The following is a 20,615-nucleotide window of genomic DNA, read 5'->3' on the forward strand; positions in this document are numbered from 1 at the left end:
TCCACTCTCAACCGCCGGGCACCGCGAACACCGCGTTGGCCCTGGCCACCACCCGCTCGCCGACCTGCAGGGTGACGGTGGCAAAGGCCATCTGCCGGCCGCGCTTGGAATGTTCCAGGCGCACGTCGATCCACTCGCCGACCTGCACCGCGCCGAGGTAGTCCAGGTGCATGCTGGCGGTGATCAGCGGCAGCGGTGGGTCGCTGGCGAAGGCCATGGCGTAGCCCATGCCGATATCGGCCAGGGTGGCGAGGATGCCGCCGTGCACGGTGCCACGACCGTTGGCGTGACGGCGGTCGGCGCGCAGGCCGATCTCCAGTTGCAGGCCGCTGCCACGGCAATACACCGGGCCGATCAGCTCCAGCAGCGGGCTGCTGCGGGACAAGGGGGCATAACCTTCGGGTAACTCGAGCGAGCTCATGACGGGTCTCCGTTGCCGATGGCGATGACCGAGGCACGGGTCATCGGTCCCTGAGGTGTACCCCGAAGCGGTGCCCGCGCCCAGCCGTATCCATCCGGCAAATCCCTGGCGATAAGTCGCGGCGACACGACATCCGCCCCTCCCCGGGCAATCGACGATAAGATACGCAGCCGTCCCGCCTGCCCCGGGCACGATCATTTATTTCAAGGAGCGACCATGCACCCTCAGGACGACACCCCCACCCCGCTGCGCAGCCTCGCCGTGGTGCTGCTCAGCACCCTGCTGGCCGCCTGTTCCCCCAGCGATCGTTCGTCCTCGGTGGCGGTCGGCGGCGCCCAGGGCAAGGCCGGCGCGCAACTGGCCTATGAACATGAACTGAGCCTGTCGCTGCCCTCGGCGCAGATCGCGCCGCGCCTGGCCGCCACCCGCGAAGCCTGCGAAAACGCCCAGTTCGGCGCCTGCAATATCCTGCGTCTGCAACAAGGCCAGTACCGCGCCCAGGTGATCCTGCGTATCGTGCCCGACGGCGTCGAACCGATAGTCGCGCTGGCCGCCCAGGGCGCCGAGATCGGTGAACGCATCACCAGCGCCGAAGACCTGGCCGACGCCGTGGCCGACGTGCAGCGCCAGCAGGAACGGCTCAAGGCCCAGCAGCAACGCCTCGACCAGTTGGCAGCGCGCAAGGACATCACCGTCAGCGACCTGATCGCCCTGAGCAAGGAACAGGCGAGCATCGAGAACGACCTGCAGGCCCTGGCCCAGGTCGCCGCCGGGCACCAGCGCCGGCTCGACACCAACCGCCTGACCCTGAACTTCGTGCCCACCGACAGCAGCCAGCGCGGCTCGAAACTGCAACAGGCCTTCGACAACCTGCTGGACAACCTCGCCTACGGCACCGCCGAAGCCCTGGAGAAAGGCAGCTATGTGCTGCCGTTCCTGATCCTGGCCTTCCCGCTGGTGATGATCTGGGTCTGGCTGTGGCGCCGGTTCGTGCGCCGTCGTTGAGTCGATGAAGCGCAACCCGATAAAAAGCCCGGCCTGATGTGCCGGGCTTTTTTATGTTGGCGTTTGGCAACGGCGGGGCCTGGGATTTTTATCGCGAGCAAGCTCGCTCCTACAGGTAACGCGCAAGGCATGAGACATGGGTGCTGGAGGATGCCGCCCTCTCTGTGGGAGCGAGCTTGCTCGCGATCCGCACCGCGGCCTGCCCCCCGAACTTGATGCGAGGCTCTATTCCAGGCCTTCCCGCAGCTATCATTGGCGTCGATGGTCACCATCGACCCAATGAAATTCTCAAAAAAAATCCGCCACGTAACATCTGCTCCATACCAACCAAACAACACCCCGGAGCACACCACCATGAAACGCCAAATTCTTCTCAGCATCGCTTTCTCGGTTCTTGCAGCAAACGCTTTTGCCGCGTCCTCGGCCTACCCGGTGGTCGCCGAAGGCGGCTCGGATCGCCTGATTGAAAAACGTGTCGCCGAAGGTGGCGCCGATCGCTTGATCGAACGCCGCGTTGCCGAAGGTGGTTCCGATCGTCTGATCGAACGTCGCGTTGCCGAAGGTGGCTCCGATCGTCTGCTGGAACGTCGTGTTGCCGAAGGTGGTTCCGACCGTCTGATCGAGCGCCGCGTTGCCGAAGGTGGCTCCGATCGTCTGATCGAGCGCCGTGTCGCTGAAGGTGGTGCTGATCGTCTGATCGAGCGTCGCGTTGCCGAAGGTGGTTCCGATCGTCTGATCGAACGTCGCGTTGCCGAAGGTGGCTCCGACCGTCTGATCGAGCGTCGCGCCGTATGATTGTGCGGTCCGCAGTACTCGAAAAAAAGCCCGGCCTTATCAGCCGGGCTTTTTTCATTTCAGGGCGTCGGGATTCCCCGATCGATCGCTATCACCCTGCTCACCTCGCCATGCACCGCTGATACCGCTCGTCCACCCGTTTGGCGAACCAGGCGGTGGTCAGTTTGCGGGTGATCTTCGGGCTCTTCAGCTGGATACCCGGCAGGATCTGCCGCGGCAAAGCCTTGCCCTGGGCCTGATCGGCCAAGGCGAATACCCGCTTGTACAGCTTGGTGTCCTCGAACTCGAGGCTGTTGCCCTTCTCCAGCTGGTTGCGAATGGTCGGGTTGCGCATATCCAGGGATTTGCCCAGGGCGCGCACCGCCAGCTCGGTGCTGCCGGGCATGATCGAGTCGTAGCGGATCAGGTCGCCGTCCAGCGCCAGGGAAATCCCCGAGGCCACGCTCAGGGCGTTCTGGAACGCGGCATTGCGGCTGGCGTACCAGCCAGCGTTGAAATCGGCGAAGCGGTACAGCGGCTGCGGGTAATTCACCGGGTAACCGAGCAAGTGGGCGATGCCGAAATACATGCCGCCACGCCGGCTGAACACCTCGCGGCGGATCGAGCCGTCCACGCTGTAGGGGTAATTGCGCGCCTGCTGCTCGGCGAAGTCGATGCTGACCTGCATCGGCCCGCCGGTGTGCACCGGGTTGAAACCGCCGAACAGGGTCTTGCCCATGGGCACGCTGCCGATGAAGTCGTCGAAGATCGTGCTCAGTTCCTTCTCCGTGCGCGCCCCGGCCAGGCGCTCGCTGTAGGACTTGCCGTTCGGCGAACGCACCTGTAACGCCGCGCTCACCAGCATCGACGGCACATGCACCTTGGCCGCGCGGCGGTCGATTTCGCCGCGGGCGATCTTGCCCAGCCCCGGCACCGGCGGGTCAACCTGATAGGTGGACTCCTGCTCAGCCACCGCCAGCACCGCGCAGAGGTTGCTCTTGCTCGGCTCGATGCCCTGGGCGGTAAAGGCCACCTGGATATCCCGGGCCCAGCCCTGGCGATCGGCGACCTTGGCCGGCAGCAGGCGCGCCACCTGGGCCTGGACCTGGGCCGGGCTGGGCGCCGGCGCCTTTGAACCGAACTGACCGGCACAGCCGGCCAGGGCCAGCGAGGCCGCGACAGCGGCCCAGCGAATTGAATGCAGAGGTTTTATAGACATGGCTTCCCAGTAATTCCGAAGGTGGCCCGCGCTTGAGGTGCATGCGTCGCCGCGGATATCGACCCTCAAGGCGCCGCGCTGTTCCGTGCCAGCGACAGGCCATTTGAGCATTCCCCGTGACCGACGGCGAATTTCACCTAATCTGAAACCTCATCGCCCACAGAAAAACAACACAGGGGGCCCATCGTGAGCGTGCAACTCAACCACACCATCGTCTGGTGCCGCGACAAGCAACGGTCGGCGGATTTTCTCGTGCAACTGCTCGGCCTGCCGCCACCTGTGCCCTTCGGCCCGATGCTGGTGGTGCAGCTGGATAACGGCGTGTCCCTGGATTACTACGACAACGACCCGCCCATCGCTTCCCAGCACTACGCCTTTCTGGTCGCCGCCGACGACTTCGAACCGATACTGCAACGCATTCGCCAGCGCGGCCTGGCGTTCTGGGCCGACCCGGGCAAGCAGCGCCCCAATGAAATCAACCGCCACGAAGGCGGACGCCGGGTGTATTTTGATGACCCCGACGGCCACCTGCTGGAAGTGTTCAGCCAGACCTGAGCGTCCTTTACCTGTCCTGGAGTTCCCTGCGCCATGCTCTCACTGGATTTTCTCATCACCTCGCTGATCGTCGTGCTGATCCCCGGCAGCGGCGTGATCCTGACCATTTCCACGGCGCTGGTGGCCGGCAAGCGCGCCAGCCTGTTCACCGCCATCGGCTGCACCGCCGGGATAGTCCCGCACTTGCTGGCCTCGGTGCTGGGCCTGTCGGCCATCCTGCACACCAGCGCGCTGGCCTTCCAGGGCTTGAAGTTCGCCGGGGTCGCCTACCTGTTGTACCTGGCCTACGCCACCTGGCGCGACCGCTCGGCCTTCGCCGTGGACACCCGCTTGCCCGCCACCAGCGCCGGCGGCCTGGTGCTCAAGGCCTGCCTGCTGAACATCCTCAACCCCAAGCTGACGATTTTCTTCCTGGCCTTCCTGCCGCAGTTCATCAGCCACGACGGCCCCTCGCCGGCCATGCAGATGCTCGGCCTGAGCGGTGTGTTCATGGCGATGACCTTCGCCGTATTCGTGATCTACGGCCTGCTGGCCAACCTGTTCCGCAAGGCGGTGATCGAGTCGCCCCAGGTGCAGAACTGGCTGCGCCGCAGCTTTGCCGCGAGCTTCGCCGCCCTGGGCCTGAACCTGGCGTTCGCCCAGCGCTGAAACCTGGTACACGAAACCGGCATGACATTGATCTCTCGACGAGGGCAAGGACATGAACCGCAGCGACGTACTGATCATTGGCGCCGGCCCCACCGGCCTGGTTCTGGCGCTGTGGCTGAGCCGGCAAGGGGTCAAGGTGCGCATCCTCGACCAGACCGCCGGCCCCGGCACCACCTCCCGGGCCCTGGCGGTGCAGGCCCGGACCCTTGAGCTGTACCGCCAGCTGGACCTGACCCAGGCGATCCTCGACCAGGGTCACCGAGTGCCGGCCGCCAACCTCTGGGTCAAGGGCGAACAGGCCGCCAACCTGCCCCTGAGCAGCATCGGCGCCGACCTGACGCCCTACCCCTTCCTGGAAATCTACCCGCAAGACCAGCACGAGCAACTGCTGATCGAGCGTCTGCAACGTTTCGGCGTGACGGTCGAGCGCCAGACCGAACTGCTGGGCTTCATCGACCACGGCCACCTGGTCAGCGCCCAGCTGCGCGGCCCCGACGGCCAGGAGGAAACCTGCCAGGCCTTCTACCTGGCCGGCTGCGACGGCGCCCATTCGACAGTGCGCAAGACCCTGGGCATCGACTTTCCCGGCGGCACCTATCAGCAGGTGTTTTATGTGGCCGATGTCGACGCCCGCGGGCCGGCGCTCAATGGCGAGTTGCACGCGGACCTCGACGAGGCGGACTTCCTCGCGGTCTTTCCGCTGGCTGGCGAAGGCCGGGCACGGCTGATCGGCACGGTGCGCGACGAACGTGCCGAACAGGCGCAAACCCTGAAGTTCGAGGACGTCAGCCGGCGCGCCATGGACAACCTCAAGGTCCAGGTCGACAAGGTCAACTGGTTCTCCACCTACCGCGTGCATCATCGGGTGGCCGAGCGCTTCTTCAGCGGCCGCGCCTTTCTGCTTGGCGATGCCGCCCACGTGCACAGCCCGGCCGGCGGCCAGGGCATGAACACCGGGATCGGAGACGCCATCAACCTGGCCTGGAAGCTCGCCGCGGTGCTCAACGGCAAGGCCGAGGAGCACCTGCTGGCGACCTATGAGTTCGAACGCATCGAATTCGCCCGGCGCCTGGTGGCCACCACCGACCGGGTGTTCAGCTTCGTCACCGCCGACGGGCCGATCGCCAACCTGCTGCGCACCCGCCTGGCGCCGCTGCTGATCCCCAAGGTGACTGCGGTGGAAGCGGCGCGCGAGTTCCTGTTTCGCACGGTGTCGCAGATCACCCTCAACTACCGCGACATGCCCCTGAGCTGCGGCAGCGCCGGCCATGTCCACGGCGGCGATCGCCTGCCCTGGGCCCACGGCTCGGTCACCGACAATTTCGCCAGCCTCGACTACCTGGGGTGGCAGGTGCATGTGTACGGCGTCACCAGCGACGCCCTGCGCGCCTGGTGCGCCGAGCGGCAGATGCCGCTGACGGTGTTCGACTGGGAACCGGCGCACCAGGCCGCTGGCCTCGCGCGCAACGGCTTCTACCTGCTGCGGCCGGACACTTACGTGGCGCTGGCGGAGAAATCGGCGGACCCGAAGGTGCTGGAACGGTATTTCGAGGAGCGCAAGATTACGCTGTGAGGGGGGCAGATAAATTCGTCGACGGGATTATGCAGCGCCTGGATTGACGTCATCGCGGGCAAGCCTCGCTCCTACAAAATCGGTAGGAGCGAGGCTTGCCCGCGATAGGGCCCTTGAGGGCGATACATTTACATCTGGAACACCGCTGGAGCGCGTCAGATCCCGGCGAGCGCCAGGTCCATGGCGAAGTAGGTGAAGATCAGGTCGGCGCCGGCACGCTTGATCGAGCCCAGGCTTTCGCGCACCACCCGCGCTTCGTCGATGGCCCCGGCCTGGGCGCCGAACTTGATCATCGCGTACTCGCCGCTGACCTGGTACGCCGTCACCGGCAGGCGCGAGGCTTCGCGGATGTCGCGGATGATGTCCAGGTAAGCGCCGGCCGGCTTGACCATCAGCGAGTCCGCGCCTTCCTGCTCGTCCAGCAAGGACTCGCGCACCGCTTCGCGGCGGTTCATCGGGTTCATCTGGTAGCTCTTGCGGTCGCCCTTCAACGCGCTGCCGCCGGCCTCGCGGAACGGACCGTAGAGCGCCGAGGCGAACTTGGTGGAATAGGCCATGATCGCGGTCTGGCTGAAGCCGGCCTCATCCAGGGCGCGGCGGATGGCCTGGACCTGCCCGTCCATGGCCGCCGACGGCGCGATCACATCGGCGCCGGCGCGGGCCGCGGCCACCGCCTGCTTGCCGAGGTTGACCAGGGTCTGGTCGTTGTCCACTTCATGGCCGTGCAGCACGCCGCAGTGGCCGTGGTCGGTGTACTCGCAAAAGCAGGTGTCGGACATCACGATCATTTCCGGCACCGCGTCCTTGGCGATCCGCGACATGCGCGACACCAGGCCGTTGTCGTTCCAGGTGTCGCTGCCGTTGCTGTCCAGGTGGTGCGACACGCCGAAGGTCATCACCGACTTGATCCCGGCGCGGGCGTAACGCTCGATCTCCCCGGCCAGCTTCGATTCCGGAATGCGCATCACCCCCGGCATGCTCTTGATCGGCACGAAATCGTCGATCTCTTCCTCGACGAAAATCGGCAGCACCAGGTCGTTGAGGGTGAACTCGGTTTCCTGGAACAGGCTGCGCATCTGTTCGCAGCGGCGCAGGCGACGGGGACGGGCTTGGGGGAACTGGCTGGACATGGGATTTCCTCAGGGCAGGCCAAGTAAGACGAGGCTGGGTGCGAAAAGACCGCAGCCAAAAAGAGCGAAGCTTATGCCCCAAGCCCCGACCGGCACAAACGCCGCGTCGCCAAAACTGTGTTTGCGCTTTGGTAACAATGCCGTGAAAGCAGGGGGTTACGCCTGTCAGGCAAATGCTCAACGGCGAAACTGTCGCGTCGATTTTCGATCTAAATAAGACACGCAGAGCTGCGCAGGCCAGCCTTGAAGACCAGTGCCTGCGGCACGTGCTCGCCGCGTGTGCAGGACCTTGCGCCCGATAGAAGCAGGCCCGGGCGAATCATCTGCCGGGGACGACATCGAGGATTCCAGTCGAGCTCCCTGGCAGCACATTCGCGCGATGGCTGTCGCGGGCACAAGAACCGGGCTTGCAGGCTGTGAGCCCGGTTGTCGTTCTGTCGTGGCGGGTCGCCACAGGGACGTTCGCGGCCCGCCCCTTGACCCGGGAGGAGAAGCGAAAATGACCAACTCCGTGAAAAAAATGCCGATCCAGACTGAAGACAAGGCCACCCGGCGCTCGAGCATGAGCGACCTGTGGCAACCCCTGGAAAAACTGCGGCAACAGGTCGATCACCTGTTCGATGACTTCAATCGCGGCCCCGGCCTGTCACCCTTCAGCCGCGGGCTGTTCGATGTGGATCCGTTCTGGCGGCGCGAACTGATCGGCCGCGGCATGCCCGCCGTCGACATCACCGAGAAAGACGAGAGCTTCGAAATCACTGCCGAATTACCCGGCATGGATCAGAAGAATATCGAGATCAAACTCTCTGACGGCAGCCTGATCATCAAGGGTGAAAAGCGCGAAGAAACCCAAGAAAACAGAAAAGGCTATCACCTGAGCGAACGTCATTACGGTTCCTTCGAGCGGGTGTTCAACCTGCCCAAGGGGGTCGATGCCGAGAAGATCGAGGCGAGCTTCAGCAAAGGCGTGCTGAGTATCTCGCTGCCGAAAAAACCCGCCGCCATGACGGCGGACAAGGTCGTGCAGATCAAAGGCGAATGACCCAGGCCAGCCAGCCCCTTGCCGGGAAAACGGCAAGGGGCTTTTTGTGCCGGCCGGCACATCCGCTCAGCGCATCGTATTGAGTGCCACGGCCGCCAGGATCAGCGCCTTCAAGGCGGCCTCGTCAAGCTTGTCACCCTCATGCAGATCGATCGCCCGCCGGGTATTGCCCTCGAGGCTGGCGTTGAACAGGCCTGCCGGATCGTCCAGCGCGGCGCCCTTGGCGAAGGTCAGTTTCACCACGTTCTTGTAGGTCTCGCCGGTGCAGAGGATGCCGCCGTGGGACCACACCGGCACCCCGCGCCACTTCCACTCCTCGACCACCTGCGGGTCGGCCTGGCGGATCAGCCCCCGGACCCGGGCCAGCCTCTCGCCGCGCCAGTCGCCCAGCTCTTCGATGCGCCCGTCTATCAGCTGTGAAGCGCAACCGCTCTGCTCTGCCGGCGTGGCGTCGCTGCTCTGTTTCTTCATCCTGGTCATCCTCTGGAGGGGTCGCCCGACATTTGAGTATCGCTGACGGGGCATTTCCCTCCAGGTAACCGACGAGCGTCACACCGGCAGCGCGGTGCCCGGTTTGTTTTTTGGCATGGGGATTTCCGTCTTCAGGCGCCGCACGCCCTCGATGCGGGCTTGCTTCTGGCGTCGCTCGGATACGCTGGCGCCCCTGAGATTGAAGGCAGGAGGCAGTTGTCTTGACAGGAGGGAGTAGCGGGAATCGAGAGCCAGGCACGCCATCCATGCGCACCTGGTTTCTTTACAGCGAGAGGTGAATCAGTTCCACGGACGGTCGCCGTGCTCGTCCTTGACCCGGGTCGGCAGGCCCATCAGGTCCAGCGCCTTGAGGAACGGCTCGGCCGGCAGCTCCTCGACGTTGACCATGCGCTGCACGTCCCACTCGCCACGGGCCACCAGCAGGGCCGCGGCCACCGGCGGTACGCCTGCGGTGTAGGAAATGCCCTGGCTGTCGGTTTCGGCAAAGGCTTCTTCGTGGCAGGCCACGTTATAGATGAACACTTCGCGCGGCTGGCCATCCTTCGTGCCCTTGACCAGGTCGCCGATGCAGGTCTTGCCGGTGTAGCCCGGCGCCAGCGACGCAGGATCGGGCAGCACGGCCTTGACCACTTTCAGCGGCACCACTTCCAGGCCTTCGGCGGTCTTGACCGGTTGCTCGGAGAGCAGGCCGAGATTCTTGAGCACGGTGAACACGTTGATGTAGTGCTCGCCGAAGCTCATCCAGAAGCGCACGTTGGGCACGTCGAGGTTCTTCGACAGCGAGTGCACTTCATCGTGGCCGGTCAGGTACAGGTTCTGCGAACCGACCACCGGCAGGTCGTCGGTACGCTTGACTTCGAACATGGTGTTGCTGGTCCACTGGCTGTCCTGCCAGCTCCATACCTGCCCGGTGAATTCGCGGAAATTGATTTCCGGATCGAAATTGGTGGCGAAATATTTGCCATGGGAACCGGCATTGACGTCGAGAATGTCGATCGAATCAATGCGGTCGAAATACTGTTGCTTGGCCAGGGCCGCATAGGCGTTGACCACGCCCGGATCGAAGCCCACGCCAAGAATGGCGGTGACGTTTTTCTGCTGGCACTCCTCGAGGTGTTTCCACTCGTAGTTGCCATACCAGGGCGGCGTCTCGCAGATCTTGCCCGGTTCTTCGTGAATGGCGGTGTCCAGGTAGGCCACGCCGGTATCGATGCAGGCACGCAGCACCGACATGTTGAGGAAGGCGGAGCCGACGTTGATGACGATCTGCGATTCGGTCTCGCGGATCAGCGCCTTGGTCGCCTCGATATCCAGCGCGTTGAGCGCATAGGCCTTGATTTGCGCGGGCTGTTTGAGGCTGCCCTTGGCCTTGACGCTGTCGATGATGGCCTGGCATTTGGAGATGTTGCGCGACGCGATAGCAATACGACCGAGTTCGTCGTTGTGCTGCGCGCACTTGTGGGCCACCACCTTGGCGACACCTCCTGCACCAATGATAAGAACGTTCTTCTTCAATTTCTTTATCTCTCCTTTCCGCCAGCTTACGAGAGGCTGGACAGGTAGTCTTCGAACCCAAATTCACGAACCACCTCGACACTACCGTCGAGTTGTTTCACTACGATGGACGGCATTTTCAGGCCGTTGAACCAGTTTTTCTTGACCATGGTGTAACCCGCCGCGTCAACGAACGACAGCCGATCGCCGATGGTCAGCGGACGATCGAATTGATACTCGCCGAAGATGTCTCCGGCCAGGCAAGACTTGCCGCACACCATGTAGGTGTGTTCGCCTGCGCTGGGGGCCAGCTTGGCGTTCAGGCGATAGATCAGCAGATCGAGCATGTGCGCCTCGATGGAGCTGTCGACCACCGCCAGGTGCTTGCCGTTGTAGAGGGTGTCGAGCACGGTGACTTCCAGCGACGCGCTCTGGGTGATCGCCGCTTCGCCCGGCTCCAGGTAGACCTGCACGCCGTACTGCTCGGAGAACGCCTTGAGGCGCGCGCAGAAGGCGTCCAGGTCGTAGCCTTCGCCGGTGAAGTGGATGCCGCCGCCGAGGCTGACCCATTCGACCTTGTGCAGCAGGTGGCCGAAGCGTTCCTCGATGGTGCCCAGCATCTGGTCGAACAGGCCGAAGTCGGCGTTCTCGCAGTTGTTGTGGAACATGAAGCCGGATATCTGCTCGATGACCGCCTCGACCTTCACCGGGTCCCATTCGCCCAGGCGGCTGAACGGACGCGCCGGGTCGGCCAGCAGGTAATCGGAACTGCTCACCTGGGGGTTGACCCGCAGACCGCGAACCTTGCCCGCGGACGCCTCGGCGAAGCGCTGCAGCTGGCCGATGGAGTTGAAGATGATCTTGTCGCAGTTGTCGAGCATCTCTTCGATTTCGTCGTCGGCCCAGGCCACGCTGTAGGCGTGGGTCTCGCCGGCGAACTTCTGCCGGCCGAGCTTGAGCTCGTACAGCGACGACGAGGTGGTGCCGTCCATGTACTGCTGCATCAGGTCGAACACCGACCAGGTGGCGAAGCACTTGAGCGCCAGCAGGGCCTTGGCGCCGGACTGTTCGCGCACGTAGGCGATCTTCTGCATGTTGCCGAGCAGTTTCTGTTTGTCGATGAGGTAGTACGGCGTTTTGATCATTTCGAGGCCTCCGGCCAGGCCAGCCAAAAAAAGGATGCGCATTGTGCCTTCACTGAAGGCATATCGAAAGGGCGGACGGTCAGTTCGCTGAGTCAGGGCTTCGTCTCATGCTCGGAGCAAGCCGCCCGCAGGTCCGTTCCGGGCATCGCCGGGTACCCTCCGAGGACTGATGACAAATGCCCCGGTGGCAGGTCCGACCGGTCGAACCGCTTTGTGGCCCAGCTACGCAGACAGCCCGATGATTGGCGGTCATTTGCCGACTTGGGCAACCCTGCCCGGCCCCTCGCTTTGCGCGAACACGTATCTGTTTTTCCCCAGTTTCTTGGCCAGGTACATGGCCTGGTCCGCGGCCCGTAACAGCTGATCCGCTTCCACCCCATGGGTCTGGTAGAACGCCGCGCCGAGGCTTGCGGAAACATCGGCCTTCACTCCCGAGATCATCAGCGGCTGGCCGACCACATGAATAATCCGGTCGAGAATCGGGGCCACTTCGTCGATCGATCCAAGGTCATCCAGGACCACAACGAACTCATCGCCGCCCACGCGTGCCAGAAGGTCACATTCCCTCAGACAGGACTGCAGGCGATCGGCGATGATGATCAGCAACTGGTCACCCGCCGCATGCCCCAGGTTATCGTTGACCAACTTGAAGCCATCCAGGTCCAGATAGCAGACCACCACCTTGGCGTTGCGCCCTTGCACTCTTTCGAGAATCGCATCGAGCTTCATGCCCAGCAGCCGTCTATTGGGAAGGTGGGTCAAGGGGTCATACATGGCGATTTCATGCAGTCTTTTTCGCTGCTGGTCCAAGGTCGCCAGGGAGTAAGCGAGCCAGGCCATCAGCGTGGCCCCCAGCAGCACCAGAAAAGCCTGGAACAGCAGCAGACCGGTATTTCGCCAGTCGGCGATCCTGGAAACCCGAAGCTCCCACTGCGCCTCGTACAGGGTTACCGGAATGCGCGCGGCCGCCGCGCCCAAGGGCGCGGCGGATGCCTGGATCACCTCTTCCTGCCCGGTTTCCGGGTTCACCCCGGAAAACCTGTAGGCATAACCCAGCTTCTCCAGGAACGGTAAATCGGAGTCGGCAAAGGCATCCGGAAACTTCAAGGTCACGACCGTGTACCCCCAGAAGTACTTCCTGCCATTCGGTTCTTGCAGAAATACCGGCAACGTTCCTATCGCACCCTGCGGCCCCTGGATCAAGGTGAACGGCCCGCGGAACCGCAACTCGCCTTCGCGAACGTTCTTGATGACTTCGACCCGATCCTTGCCCTCGAAAAGATCATGGTTCTTGATCAGGATATTGGGAGCGGCCGGCTCTATTTGCCGGATCACGCCCTCCGGCGCCAGCGACAGCGCAAAGGCGCCTTTGTACATAGGCAGCATGTAGCGCACCAGCCGTTCAAAGTGCGGGACCCTGCCCTCGCCCTGATGAACCATGACCGCCAGGGTATGGGTCGATGACAAAGCGTGCTGTATGACTTTTTCGATCGAACTGGCGTAACTGCTGGCTACTTGAATGGTATGGGCCGAGTCAGCCTCGCGCGCGGCCGAATTCAATTTGACGACAACAAAAGCCCCCGCCAACAAACACAGGACAAACATCGACACCGAGACTTTTATCTTGTCGAAGCCAGAGAAAACCTTGGTTACCACTTCTTGCATCACCGGCACCCTGTTTTATTGCTATTGGTCGTAGGGATCTCGACTGGGGCAAAGGCGCTTGCCGCCCCGTCAGACACAGGAAATCATTCCTCATCCTTTACTTCGTCCTTGAAGAACCCTGGCCAGGGCTGGGACATTACCGGGAAGTGCAGCCGTTGCCCCTGGTAAAGTCCCTAGGTTCCATGCTCCATTTACCTATTCCAGCTCATTGCCGGGCGCCAGGCGCACCGCACGATGCGGCACGACCTTACCCGGCTCCAGAAGCCTATCGCAGGGCCCGCACCACTCAATCATCCTCCTGCAATTTGATGCCCCGGGCGTGCAGCAGGTGAGGCACCACCAGCACCAGCAGGGTCAAGCCGAGGAAGGCCGCGGCGATGGGTTGGGTGACGAAGATCGACCAGTCGCCCTGGCTGATGGACAAGGCGTTGCGCAGTTGTTTTTCCGCCATCGGCCCCAGCAGCATGCCGACGATCACTGGCGCGACGGGGAAGTCGAAACGCCGCATCAGCACCCCGCCCCAACCGATCGCCAGCATCAGCAACAGGTCGAAGGACGAATGGCGCATGCCGTATACGCCGATGGAGGCGAACACCAGGATCCCGGCATTGAGGTACGGCCGCGGGATCTGCAGCAGTTTCACCCAGAGCCCGACCAACGGCAGGTTCAATACCAGCAGGATAACGTTACCGATATACAACGAGGCCACCAGGGTCCAGACCAGCTCGCCCGAGGTCTGGAACAGCAGCGGCCCCGGCTGCAGGTTGTAGTTCTGGAACGCCGCCAAGAGAATCGCCGCGGTGGCGGAGGTCGGAATGCCCAGGGTCAGCAACGGCACCAGGGAACCGGTGGCGCTGGCGTTGTTGGCGGCTTCCGGGCCGGCCACCCCTTCGATGGCGCCCGGCCCTTTGCTGGCGGCAAAGTCTTGCGGGTGCTTGCTCAGCTTGCGTTCGGTGGAATAGGACAGGAAGGTCGGGATTTCCGCGCCACCGGCCGGGATCGAACCGAACGGAAAGCCGATCAGGGTGCCGCGCAGCCAGGCGGGAATCGAGCGTTTCCAGTCCTCGCGGGTCATCCACAAGGACGTCAGGCGATGCCGGCCGGACGCTTCCTCCTTCTGATACAGCAGGCTGTACAAGGCCTCCCCCACGGCAAACAGGCCGACCGCCACCAGCACCACTTCGATGCCATCGACCAGCTCGGGAACGCCCAGGGTGTAGCGGGCAATGCCCGAGGTCGAGTCGAGGCCGATCAGGCCAATGCCCAAGCCCAGCCCCAGGGAAGCGAATCCGCGCAGCATGGACGCGCCGAGCACCGCCGACACCGTGGTGAAGGACAGCACCAGGATCGCGAAATACTCCGCGGGGCCGAACTTCAGCGCCAGCATGGCGACGATGGGAGCAAACAGGGTCAGCAGCACCGTGGCGATGGTCCCGGCGAAAAACGAGCCGATCGCCGCGGTGGCCAGGGCCGGCCCGGCGCGGCCGTTGCGGGCCATGAGATTGCCCTCCAGGGCGGTGACCATCGAGGACGACTCGCCCGGGGTATTGAGCAGGATCGAGGTGGTCGAACCACCGAACTGCGCGCCGTAATAGATGCCGGCGAACATGATCAGCGCGCCGGTGGGATCGACCTTGGCGGTGATCGGCAACAGCAGGGCCACGGTCAGCGCCGGGCCGATCCCCGGCAACACGCCGATCGCCGTGCCCAGCAGGCAGCCGATAAACCCCCAGAGCAGATTGATCGGCGCCAGCGCCGCGGAGAAACCTGTCGCCAGGCTCAAGAGAATGTCCACCGTGTGACCTCCTTCGGGCCCGGTTCAGATCCAGGCGTTGACCAGGGGTGGCAGGGCCACGCCCAGCCCGGCATTGAACAGCCAGTAGATCGGCAGGGTCAGTGCGATGCCGATAGCCAGGTCACGCAGCGGACGCCGGCTGCCGAAACCCCGTGCCGAGCAGGCAAACAGCAAGCCGGCAGCCAGGACGAAACCGATCAGGTCGATCAGCACGGCAAGCGCCACCAGGCCGGCGGTGATCCAGGCCACGCCCAGCCTGCCACCGGGCAGGGCCTGGGCGGTTTCGTCGTCATGGGCGGCCAGTTCGCGGAAACCTCCGGTACAGGCCTGATAGCTCAGCAACAGGCCCACGGCGCCGAGGAAGGCGGCGACCGCGCTGGGATAGACATGGGCACCGAGGATGACGAAGCCCATCTCGGGCGGAAAGCGCAAGGCGCCGATGACCAGCACCAGGCTGATGGCGATCAGCCCCAGGCCAATCGCCAACTGCGACAGTACGACCCTGCTGCGCCCGGCCATCTCAAAGCAGCCCGACCTTGACCAGCATCGCTCGCAGACGCAGGTGTTCCTCGTCGACGAACTGGCCGAACTCGTCACCGGTGAGGACGCTCGGCGACCAGGCGTTGGCTTTCACATTGTCCTGCCAGACCTTGCTGTTGGTGGCGGCCAGCACCGCGTCGGTGACTTGCTTGCGCTGCTCGGCGCTGAGGTTGGCCGCGCCATAGACACCGCGCCAGTTGCCGATGATCACGTCGTAGCCCTTCTCCTTGAGGGTCGGCGCATCGATGCCGGGAACGCGCTCCGGAGCGCCGATGGCGAGCAGGCGGAACTGCTTGGACTGCACGTACTTGGCCAGCTCGGCATAACCGCCGGTGATCACCGTGATGTGGCCGCCCAGGGTCGCGGCCACCACTTCGCCGCCGCCGGCGTAGGCGACGTAGTTCACCTTGTTCACCGGCACGTCCATCTTGCTCGCCAGCTCGGCGATGCCGATATGGTCGATGGACCCCTTGGAGCCGCCGCCCCACTTGATGCTGGCCGGGTTGGCCTTGAAGTCCTTGAGCAGGTCGTCGAGGGTCTTGTAGGGCGAATCCTCGCGCACCGCCAGCACGTTGTATTCGGTGAACAGCCGGGCGATCGGCGTCACGTCCTTGAGGCTGATCTGCGGCTTGTTCTGCTCCACCGCCGTGACCATGATCGCCCCCACCACCAGCAGCGCATTCGGGTCGCCCTTGGTGCTGTTGGCGAACTGCGCCAGCCCCAGGGTGCCCCCGGCTCCGCCCTTGTTCTCGAAGGTCACGGACTTGGCCGTGCCGGCCTCGAGCAAGGCCTTGCCCAAAACCCGCGCGGTCTGGTCATAACCGCCGCCCACGGAACCCGGGGCCATGAACTTGACCGTATCCAGGGCAAACGCCGGGGTTGCGAGGGTGAGCGTGGCGAGGCTGGCGGCAAGGGCCATGCCGCGGCTGAATCGACGCAGTGCTGTAAACATCAGGTTTCTCCCGAGACTATTGTTTTTGTTGATACCGGTTGAATGCGCCCAGGGCGTAACCCTGCGGGGCCTGCGGATAAGTGTAGACGGCCGGCGCTTCGTGGCCGCCAGAGCAGCCTAGCTGAACAAAGCCCCCAGGGCCGGGTGCCGCCGCCAAGGGGCCGCCTGGGGAGGCTTGATTGGGAGGGGTTGGCCGGCATGAAGCCCGGCCGGCTGGAGGAAGGCCAGCCGCTTGTGCGGATAAAGCTCGGTCATCCGTTATTACATATCAGGCCATGCAGCACGCCGAAGCGCAGCCCCGGTTCGGAAGGCGTCATATGGGTGACGCCAAACACCTTGAACGCGGCCAGCATCACCGCCAGGCCACCGGGCAGGATGCCCAGGCGATGGGATTGCAGCCCGGCCAGCCGCAGGCGCTTGACGTGCCCGGCCTCCAGCAGGCGCAACGACAGGCGCAACAGCCCGCCGTAGGTGATGCCGTCCTGGCCATAGTCGTTCAGGCCGTTGGCCTTGAGCACCTTGGCCAGGAACCGGGCGGTGCCCGAGGAGCCTATGGCCTGCTGCCAACCGAGCTGGCGATAACGCCGGGCGACTTTCTCGAACTTCAGGCTGGCCAGGTGTTCGGCTTCCTGCAGGGCATGAGCCGAGACCGCGCCGCCCGGAAAGTAGCGCGCGCCGAAGCTCCCGCTGCCAATGGCGATGCTCTCGGTCAGCAAGGGCTGGGTGCCCTGCCCGAGGATCAACTCGGTGGAGCCGCCGCCGATGTCCACCACCAGAAGCATGCTTTCGCTGCCCGGCACGGTATGGGCGACGCCGGCATACACCAGCCGCGCCTCCTCATGCCCGGAAATGACATCGATGCGAAACCCCAGGTGGCGCTCCGCGCTGGCCAGGAACAGCGGCGCATTGTCGGCTTCGCGCACCGCGCTGGTGGCCACCGCCCGCACCCGACCGGCCTCGAAACCGCGCAGCTTCTTGCCAAAGCGCGCCAGTGCCTGCCAGCCCCGGTCCAGCGCCAGCTCGTCCAGGGTGCCCTCCTGAAACCCCTCAGCCAAGCGCACCGGCTCACGCAGGGTCTTCACTTCCTGGATCATGAACCCCTGGCTGCGCCGGACCGGCTGGCCAATCATCAGGCGAAACGCATTGGACCCAAGATCAATGGCTGCGAACAGAGAGGCGTCGCCTTTCATGGGGAGATTCCTGGCAGGTTCATCGACCGGCAGGCCGCGGCCTGTCGAGCACTCAAGACGGTTTGCGGCGATCTTGCCATGACGTCGATGACGCCAAGATGACAGCCGCCTGCCTTGATCCGCCCGGTAACGAAAGGCTTTTCGGCGGCAAGGGGACTGTCATCATTTGGTCATTTCCCGTGGCGATACTCGCGTTATCAGCAACGCGTGCTCTCCTTTAACGCTGCCATCTTGGGCGGCTTTTTTTTGCCCGAAAATCCTCGCGACAACCTTGCCGGATCGAGACAGCCTGCCTACCCATCAAGGGCTGCGACATCCACCGCCGCTGCTGCAACCGCGTCGGCACAAGGCTCGCCGCGATCGTCCAGGCGGTGGCGAGCGAACAGGGCCGCTGAACGCAGGGCTTGCCTGGCCGAACGCAAGTAGAACGCCTGCAACTGAAACACATGCCACCTCGCGGCATGCACTTCCAGGCGACAGGCCACGCCGCAGTGCAGCGCGTGCTCGGCCAGGCGTGTGGCGTCCGCCAGCAGCAGTTCCTGGTCGCCCACCTGGATCAGCATCGGCGGCAGCCCGCGCAAGTCGGCGCTCAATGGACTGTGCAACGGGCTCTGGGCAGGCGCTGCGTAGGCCCGCAGCCCTTGCTCGAGCCAATCGCGCCGCAGCATGGGATCGGCGTACTGGCGGGTAATGAGGGTTGGCCCGCTCAACGTCGTATCCGTCACCGGGGACAACAACAGCAGGCCCGCGGCAAAGGGCTCGCCCCGCTGTTGCAGCGTCAGCGCCAGGGCCAGGACGAGAGAGCCACCCGCGGAGTCGCCGGCCAGCAGGATCTGTCGCGCCGGATAGCCTTGCGCCCGGATCGCCTGGTAACAGGCCAACGCATCTTCCAGGGCCGCGGGAAACGGCTGTTCCGGCGCCAGCCGATAGTCCGCTACCCAGACGGCCATCCCCGCGTCCCGGGCCAGGCGGCTGGTAACGCTGCGGTGAGTGGCAGGACCGCCCAGGCAGAAGGCACCGCCATGCAGATAAAGCACCACCCCACCCGCCTCCGCATGGCCCGGGGTCAGGATTCGCAGCGGTACGCCCGAGACCTGCGCCCGTGCCTGGGTCACGCCAGCGCAGCCCGGCATCAGCCAGGACAGGCCGTTGACGATACGCCGCTGGGTGGCAATGCTTCGCGGCGGACCGATCAGCGCCCGGAAGCTCACCCGCAAGAGTTGGCGCAACACGCCGGCACTGAGGATTTCGAGGCCATCGCGGGGCTCGGCAATCACCCGCCCGTAGACCTGCCCCGACTCGCTGGCCAACGCCCTGGAAAAACCATAGGCGCGCAATGCCGAATAACGGGTCAGCCAGCGATAGGACAAGGTGAAGCCCGGCCAGTTGGTGCTGTTGTTGCCCGCTGCATCGACATACCAGCTCTTGCAAGCGCTCCACACGGAACCGGCCAGGCGACGCTGTATCCGTTGATGAAAACGCTGCTCAGCCCGGTCATCGACCTCGACGGTGGTGGCCGCAGCCTTCTGCATCGCGCGCCAGCAGCGCATGACATGGGATATCTGGCTTTCCAGCATGTAGACGATCGAGTTGTGCCCCAGGTTGGTATTGGGGCCATACAACATGAAGAAGTTGGGAAAGCCCGGCACCGCCAGCCCCAGATACGCGCGTGCGCCCTGCTCCCAGGCATGCTGCAGCTCCACCCCGCCGCGCCCGACAATCGTCATCGGTGCAAGGAACTGCGTCGCCGCGAACCCCGTGCCGTAGATAATCGCATCGACCTGGTGGTGCTTGCCGTCCAGCGTCTCGATGCCCTGCTCGGTGATGCGCCCGATACCCTCGGTGATCAACTGCACATTGGGCCGGGCCAGGGTCTTGAGGTAATCGCTGGACAGCAGGATGCGCTTGCAGCCGATGGGGTAATCCGGGATCAGTTGCCGGCGCAGCTGCGGGTCACTGACCGACTGGTTCAACAAGCGGCGAAACGGCAGGCCAACCGCCCATTTCATCAACCCCTTGAAGCGGGTAAAACCCAGGGCCCTGGATTCGTAGCGCAGATAAATGGCGGCACGATGCAGCGCCATGCGCCAGGGCCTCTTGGCGAACAGCTGCTTTTCTTCGTCGCTGTAGGCGCGATCGGGCCGGGGCAAGATGTAGGCCGGCGAACGCTGGAATACCTTGAGCTGCGCCACCGGGTCGGCGATGGCCGGCACGAACTGAATCGCCGAAGCGCCCGTCCCTATCACCGCCACCCGTTTCCCCGCCAACGAGTAGCCGTGATCCCAACTTGAGGAATGGAACACATGCCCCTTGAACGCCTGCATGCCTTCGAATGTCGGCAGCGCCGGCCGGCTGAGCTGGCCAGTGGCGCTAATCAGCAAGGCAGCGCGATGCACCCGCCCACCGACTTCGGTGATGCACCACTGCGCGCTGGCCTCGTCGAATCGCGCTGCCCGCACTTCAGCGCCGAAGCGGATGTGCCGCTGCACCTCATACTTGCGTACGCAATGCTGCAGATACCCCTGTATTTCGGCTTGCGGGGCAAACATCCGCGTCCAGCCAGGGTTGGGTTCGAATGAAAACGAATACAGGTGCGACGGCACATCGCAGGCAGCGCCCGGGTAATTGTTGTCCCGCCAGACGCCGCCGACATCCTGCTGTTTTTCCAGAATGATGAAGTCCGTGACGCCGGCCTTGCGCAGCGCGATGGCCATGCCGATGCCGGCAAAACCGCTGCCGATGATCACGGCGGTGAGTGGCGCCGTCGATTGCAGGTCAGGTTCGAGTTGGGGCATGCAGCACCTCTTTTGTTGTTTTTTTCATGGGCAGGCACAGGTCTTCGCATGATCAGGTCCCAGGGCTTCCCGCTAATCCCGATCAGCGTAGCCTGCGCGCCCATCATGCTTGCCCGCCCTCGCCAGTCCCATGACGTAACGGGACAGATACTTTAGTATTCAGGCCAATTCCTTTCCCTG

At 64.0% G+C, this 20,615-nt stretch carries 18 protein-coding genes; 6 read left to right on the top strand and 12 right to left on the bottom strand.

From position 1 onward, the window contains the following. Window positions 1-7 precede the first annotated feature (7 nt). Window positions 8-421 carry a PaaI family thioesterase gene (locus PMI20_RS19030; RefSeq protein ID WP_007932643.1) on the bottom strand — a complete coding sequence of 138 codons (414 nt, stop codon included), beginning with the start codon at window positions 419-421 and terminating at the stop codon, window positions 8-10. A gap of 216 nt (window positions 422-637) precedes the next feature. Between PMI20_RS19030 and PMI20_RS19035 the strand changes: the two genes are divergently transcribed. Then, window positions 638-1,426, top strand: a complete 789-nt coding sequence (locus PMI20_RS19035) for a DUF4349 domain-containing protein (protein ID WP_007932642.1) — start codon at window positions 638-640, stop codon at window positions 1,424-1,426. A 354-nt stretch (window positions 1,427-1,780) separates the two neighbouring features. After that, the gene (locus PMI20_RS19040) at window positions 1,781-2,221 is read left to right on the top strand and encodes a hypothetical protein (RefSeq protein ID WP_007932641.1); all 441 of its coding nucleotides are present in this window, start codon (window positions 1,781-1,783) and stop codon (window positions 2,219-2,221) included. Window positions 2,222-2,321: 100 nt separating this feature from the next. On the opposite strand, the gene PMI20_RS19045 is transcribed toward PMI20_RS19040, so the two are convergent. Next, on the bottom strand, window positions 2,322-3,419 hold the full coding sequence (locus PMI20_RS19045; RefSeq protein WP_007932640.1) for a DUF1615 domain-containing protein: 1,098 nt from the start codon (window positions 3,417-3,419) through the stop codon (window positions 2,322-2,324). Between the two features lie 186 nt (window positions 3,420-3,605). On the opposite strand from PMI20_RS19045, the gene PMI20_RS19050 reads away from it, so the two are divergent. Genes PMI20_RS19050 through PMI20_RS19060 form a run of 3 tightly spaced genes read left to right on the top strand, consistent with a single transcriptional unit; the run spans window position 3,606 to window position 6,195 of the window. After that, window positions 3,606-3,974 (top strand): VOC family protein, encoded by a 369-nt coding sequence (locus PMI20_RS19050; protein WP_007932639.1) that lies wholly within the window; start codon window positions 3,606-3,608, stop codon window positions 3,972-3,974. A gap of 33 nt (window positions 3,975-4,007) precedes the next feature. Next, window positions 4,008-4,622, top strand: a complete 615-nt coding sequence (locus PMI20_RS19055) for a LysE family translocator (protein WP_007932638.1) — start codon at window positions 4,008-4,010, stop codon at window positions 4,620-4,622. Between the two features lie 52 nt (window positions 4,623-4,674). Further along, entirely contained in the window at window positions 4,675-6,195 is a 1,521-nt protein-coding gene (locus PMI20_RS19060) for an FAD-dependent oxidoreductase (RefSeq protein WP_007932637.1), read from the top strand. A 155-nt stretch (window positions 6,196-6,350) separates the two neighbouring features. Here the strand turns inward: PMI20_RS19060 and hemB are convergent, their stop codons facing one another. After that, window positions 6,351-7,325 carry a porphobilinogen synthase gene (hemB, locus tag PMI20_RS19065; protein ID WP_007932636.1) on the bottom strand — a complete coding sequence of 325 codons (975 nt, stop codon included), beginning with the start codon at window positions 7,323-7,325 and terminating at the stop codon, window positions 6,351-6,353. Between the two features lie 499 nt (window positions 7,326-7,824). On the opposite strand from hemB, the gene PMI20_RS19070 reads away from it, so the two are divergent. Further along, entirely contained in the window at window positions 7,825-8,367 is a 543-nt protein-coding gene (locus PMI20_RS19070) for an Hsp20/alpha crystallin family protein (protein WP_007932635.1), read from the top strand. A 66-nt stretch (window positions 8,368-8,433) separates the two neighbouring features. Here the strand turns inward: PMI20_RS19070 and PMI20_RS19075 are convergent, their stop codons facing one another. From PMI20_RS19075 to PMI20_RS19115, 9 genes are all read right to left on the bottom strand, one after another. Then, complete coding sequence (locus tag PMI20_RS19075; protein WP_007932634.1) at window positions 8,434-8,838, bottom strand: DUF1801 domain-containing protein; 405 nt, start codon at window positions 8,836-8,838, stop codon at window positions 8,434-8,436. A gap of 300 nt (window positions 8,839-9,138) precedes the next feature. Then, window positions 9,139-10,374, bottom strand: a complete 1,236-nt coding sequence (locus tag PMI20_RS19080; protein WP_037036272.1) for a saccharopine dehydrogenase family protein — start codon at window positions 10,372-10,374, stop codon at window positions 9,139-9,141. 26 nt (window positions 10,375-10,400) lie between these two features. After that, window positions 10,401-11,498 carry a carboxynorspermidine decarboxylase gene (gene nspC, locus PMI20_RS19085; protein ID WP_007932629.1) on the bottom strand — a complete coding sequence of 366 codons (1,098 nt, stop codon included), beginning with the start codon at window positions 11,496-11,498 and terminating at the stop codon, window positions 10,401-10,403. 249 nt (window positions 11,499-11,747) lie between these two features. Then, window positions 11,748-13,163: a sensor domain-containing diguanylate cyclase gene (locus tag PMI20_RS19090; RefSeq protein WP_007932620.1), complete on the bottom strand. Its 1,416-nt coding sequence runs from the start codon at window positions 13,161-13,163 to the stop codon at window positions 11,748-11,750. A gap of 286 nt (window positions 13,164-13,449) precedes the next feature. Then, window positions 13,450-14,958, bottom strand: coding sequence for a tripartite tricarboxylate transporter permease (locus PMI20_RS19095; RefSeq protein WP_007932619.1), 1,509 nt, complete (start codon window positions 14,956-14,958; stop codon window positions 13,450-13,452). A gap of 24 nt (window positions 14,959-14,982) precedes the next feature. Then, window positions 14,983-15,477, bottom strand: coding sequence for a tripartite tricarboxylate transporter TctB family protein (locus PMI20_RS19100; protein ID WP_007932618.1), 495 nt, complete (start codon window positions 15,475-15,477; stop codon window positions 14,983-14,985). 1 nt (window position 15,478) lies between these two features. Next, a complete protein-coding gene (locus PMI20_RS19105; RefSeq protein ID WP_007932617.1) occupies window positions 15,479-16,450 on the bottom strand; it encodes a Bug family tripartite tricarboxylate transporter substrate binding protein in 972 nt (323 codons plus the stop codon). A gap of 251 nt (window positions 16,451-16,701) precedes the next feature. Continuing rightward, a complete protein-coding gene (locus PMI20_RS19110) occupies window positions 16,702-17,640 on the bottom strand; it encodes a Ppx/GppA family phosphatase (protein WP_007932616.1) in 939 nt (312 codons plus the stop codon). Window positions 17,641-17,933: 293 nt separating this feature from the next. After that, window positions 17,934-20,435, bottom strand: a complete 2,502-nt coding sequence (locus PMI20_RS19115; RefSeq protein ID WP_007932614.1) for a flavin-containing monooxygenase — start codon at window positions 20,433-20,435, stop codon at window positions 17,934-17,936. Between the last annotated feature and the right edge of the window lie 180 nt (window positions 20,436-20,615).

Origin of the sequence: Pseudomonas sp. GM17, assembly GCF_000282175.2 — a bacterium.
In the GTDB taxonomy this organism is placed as follows: domain Bacteria; phylum Pseudomonadota; class Gammaproteobacteria; order Pseudomonadales; family Pseudomonadaceae; genus Aquipseudomonas; species Aquipseudomonas chlororaphis.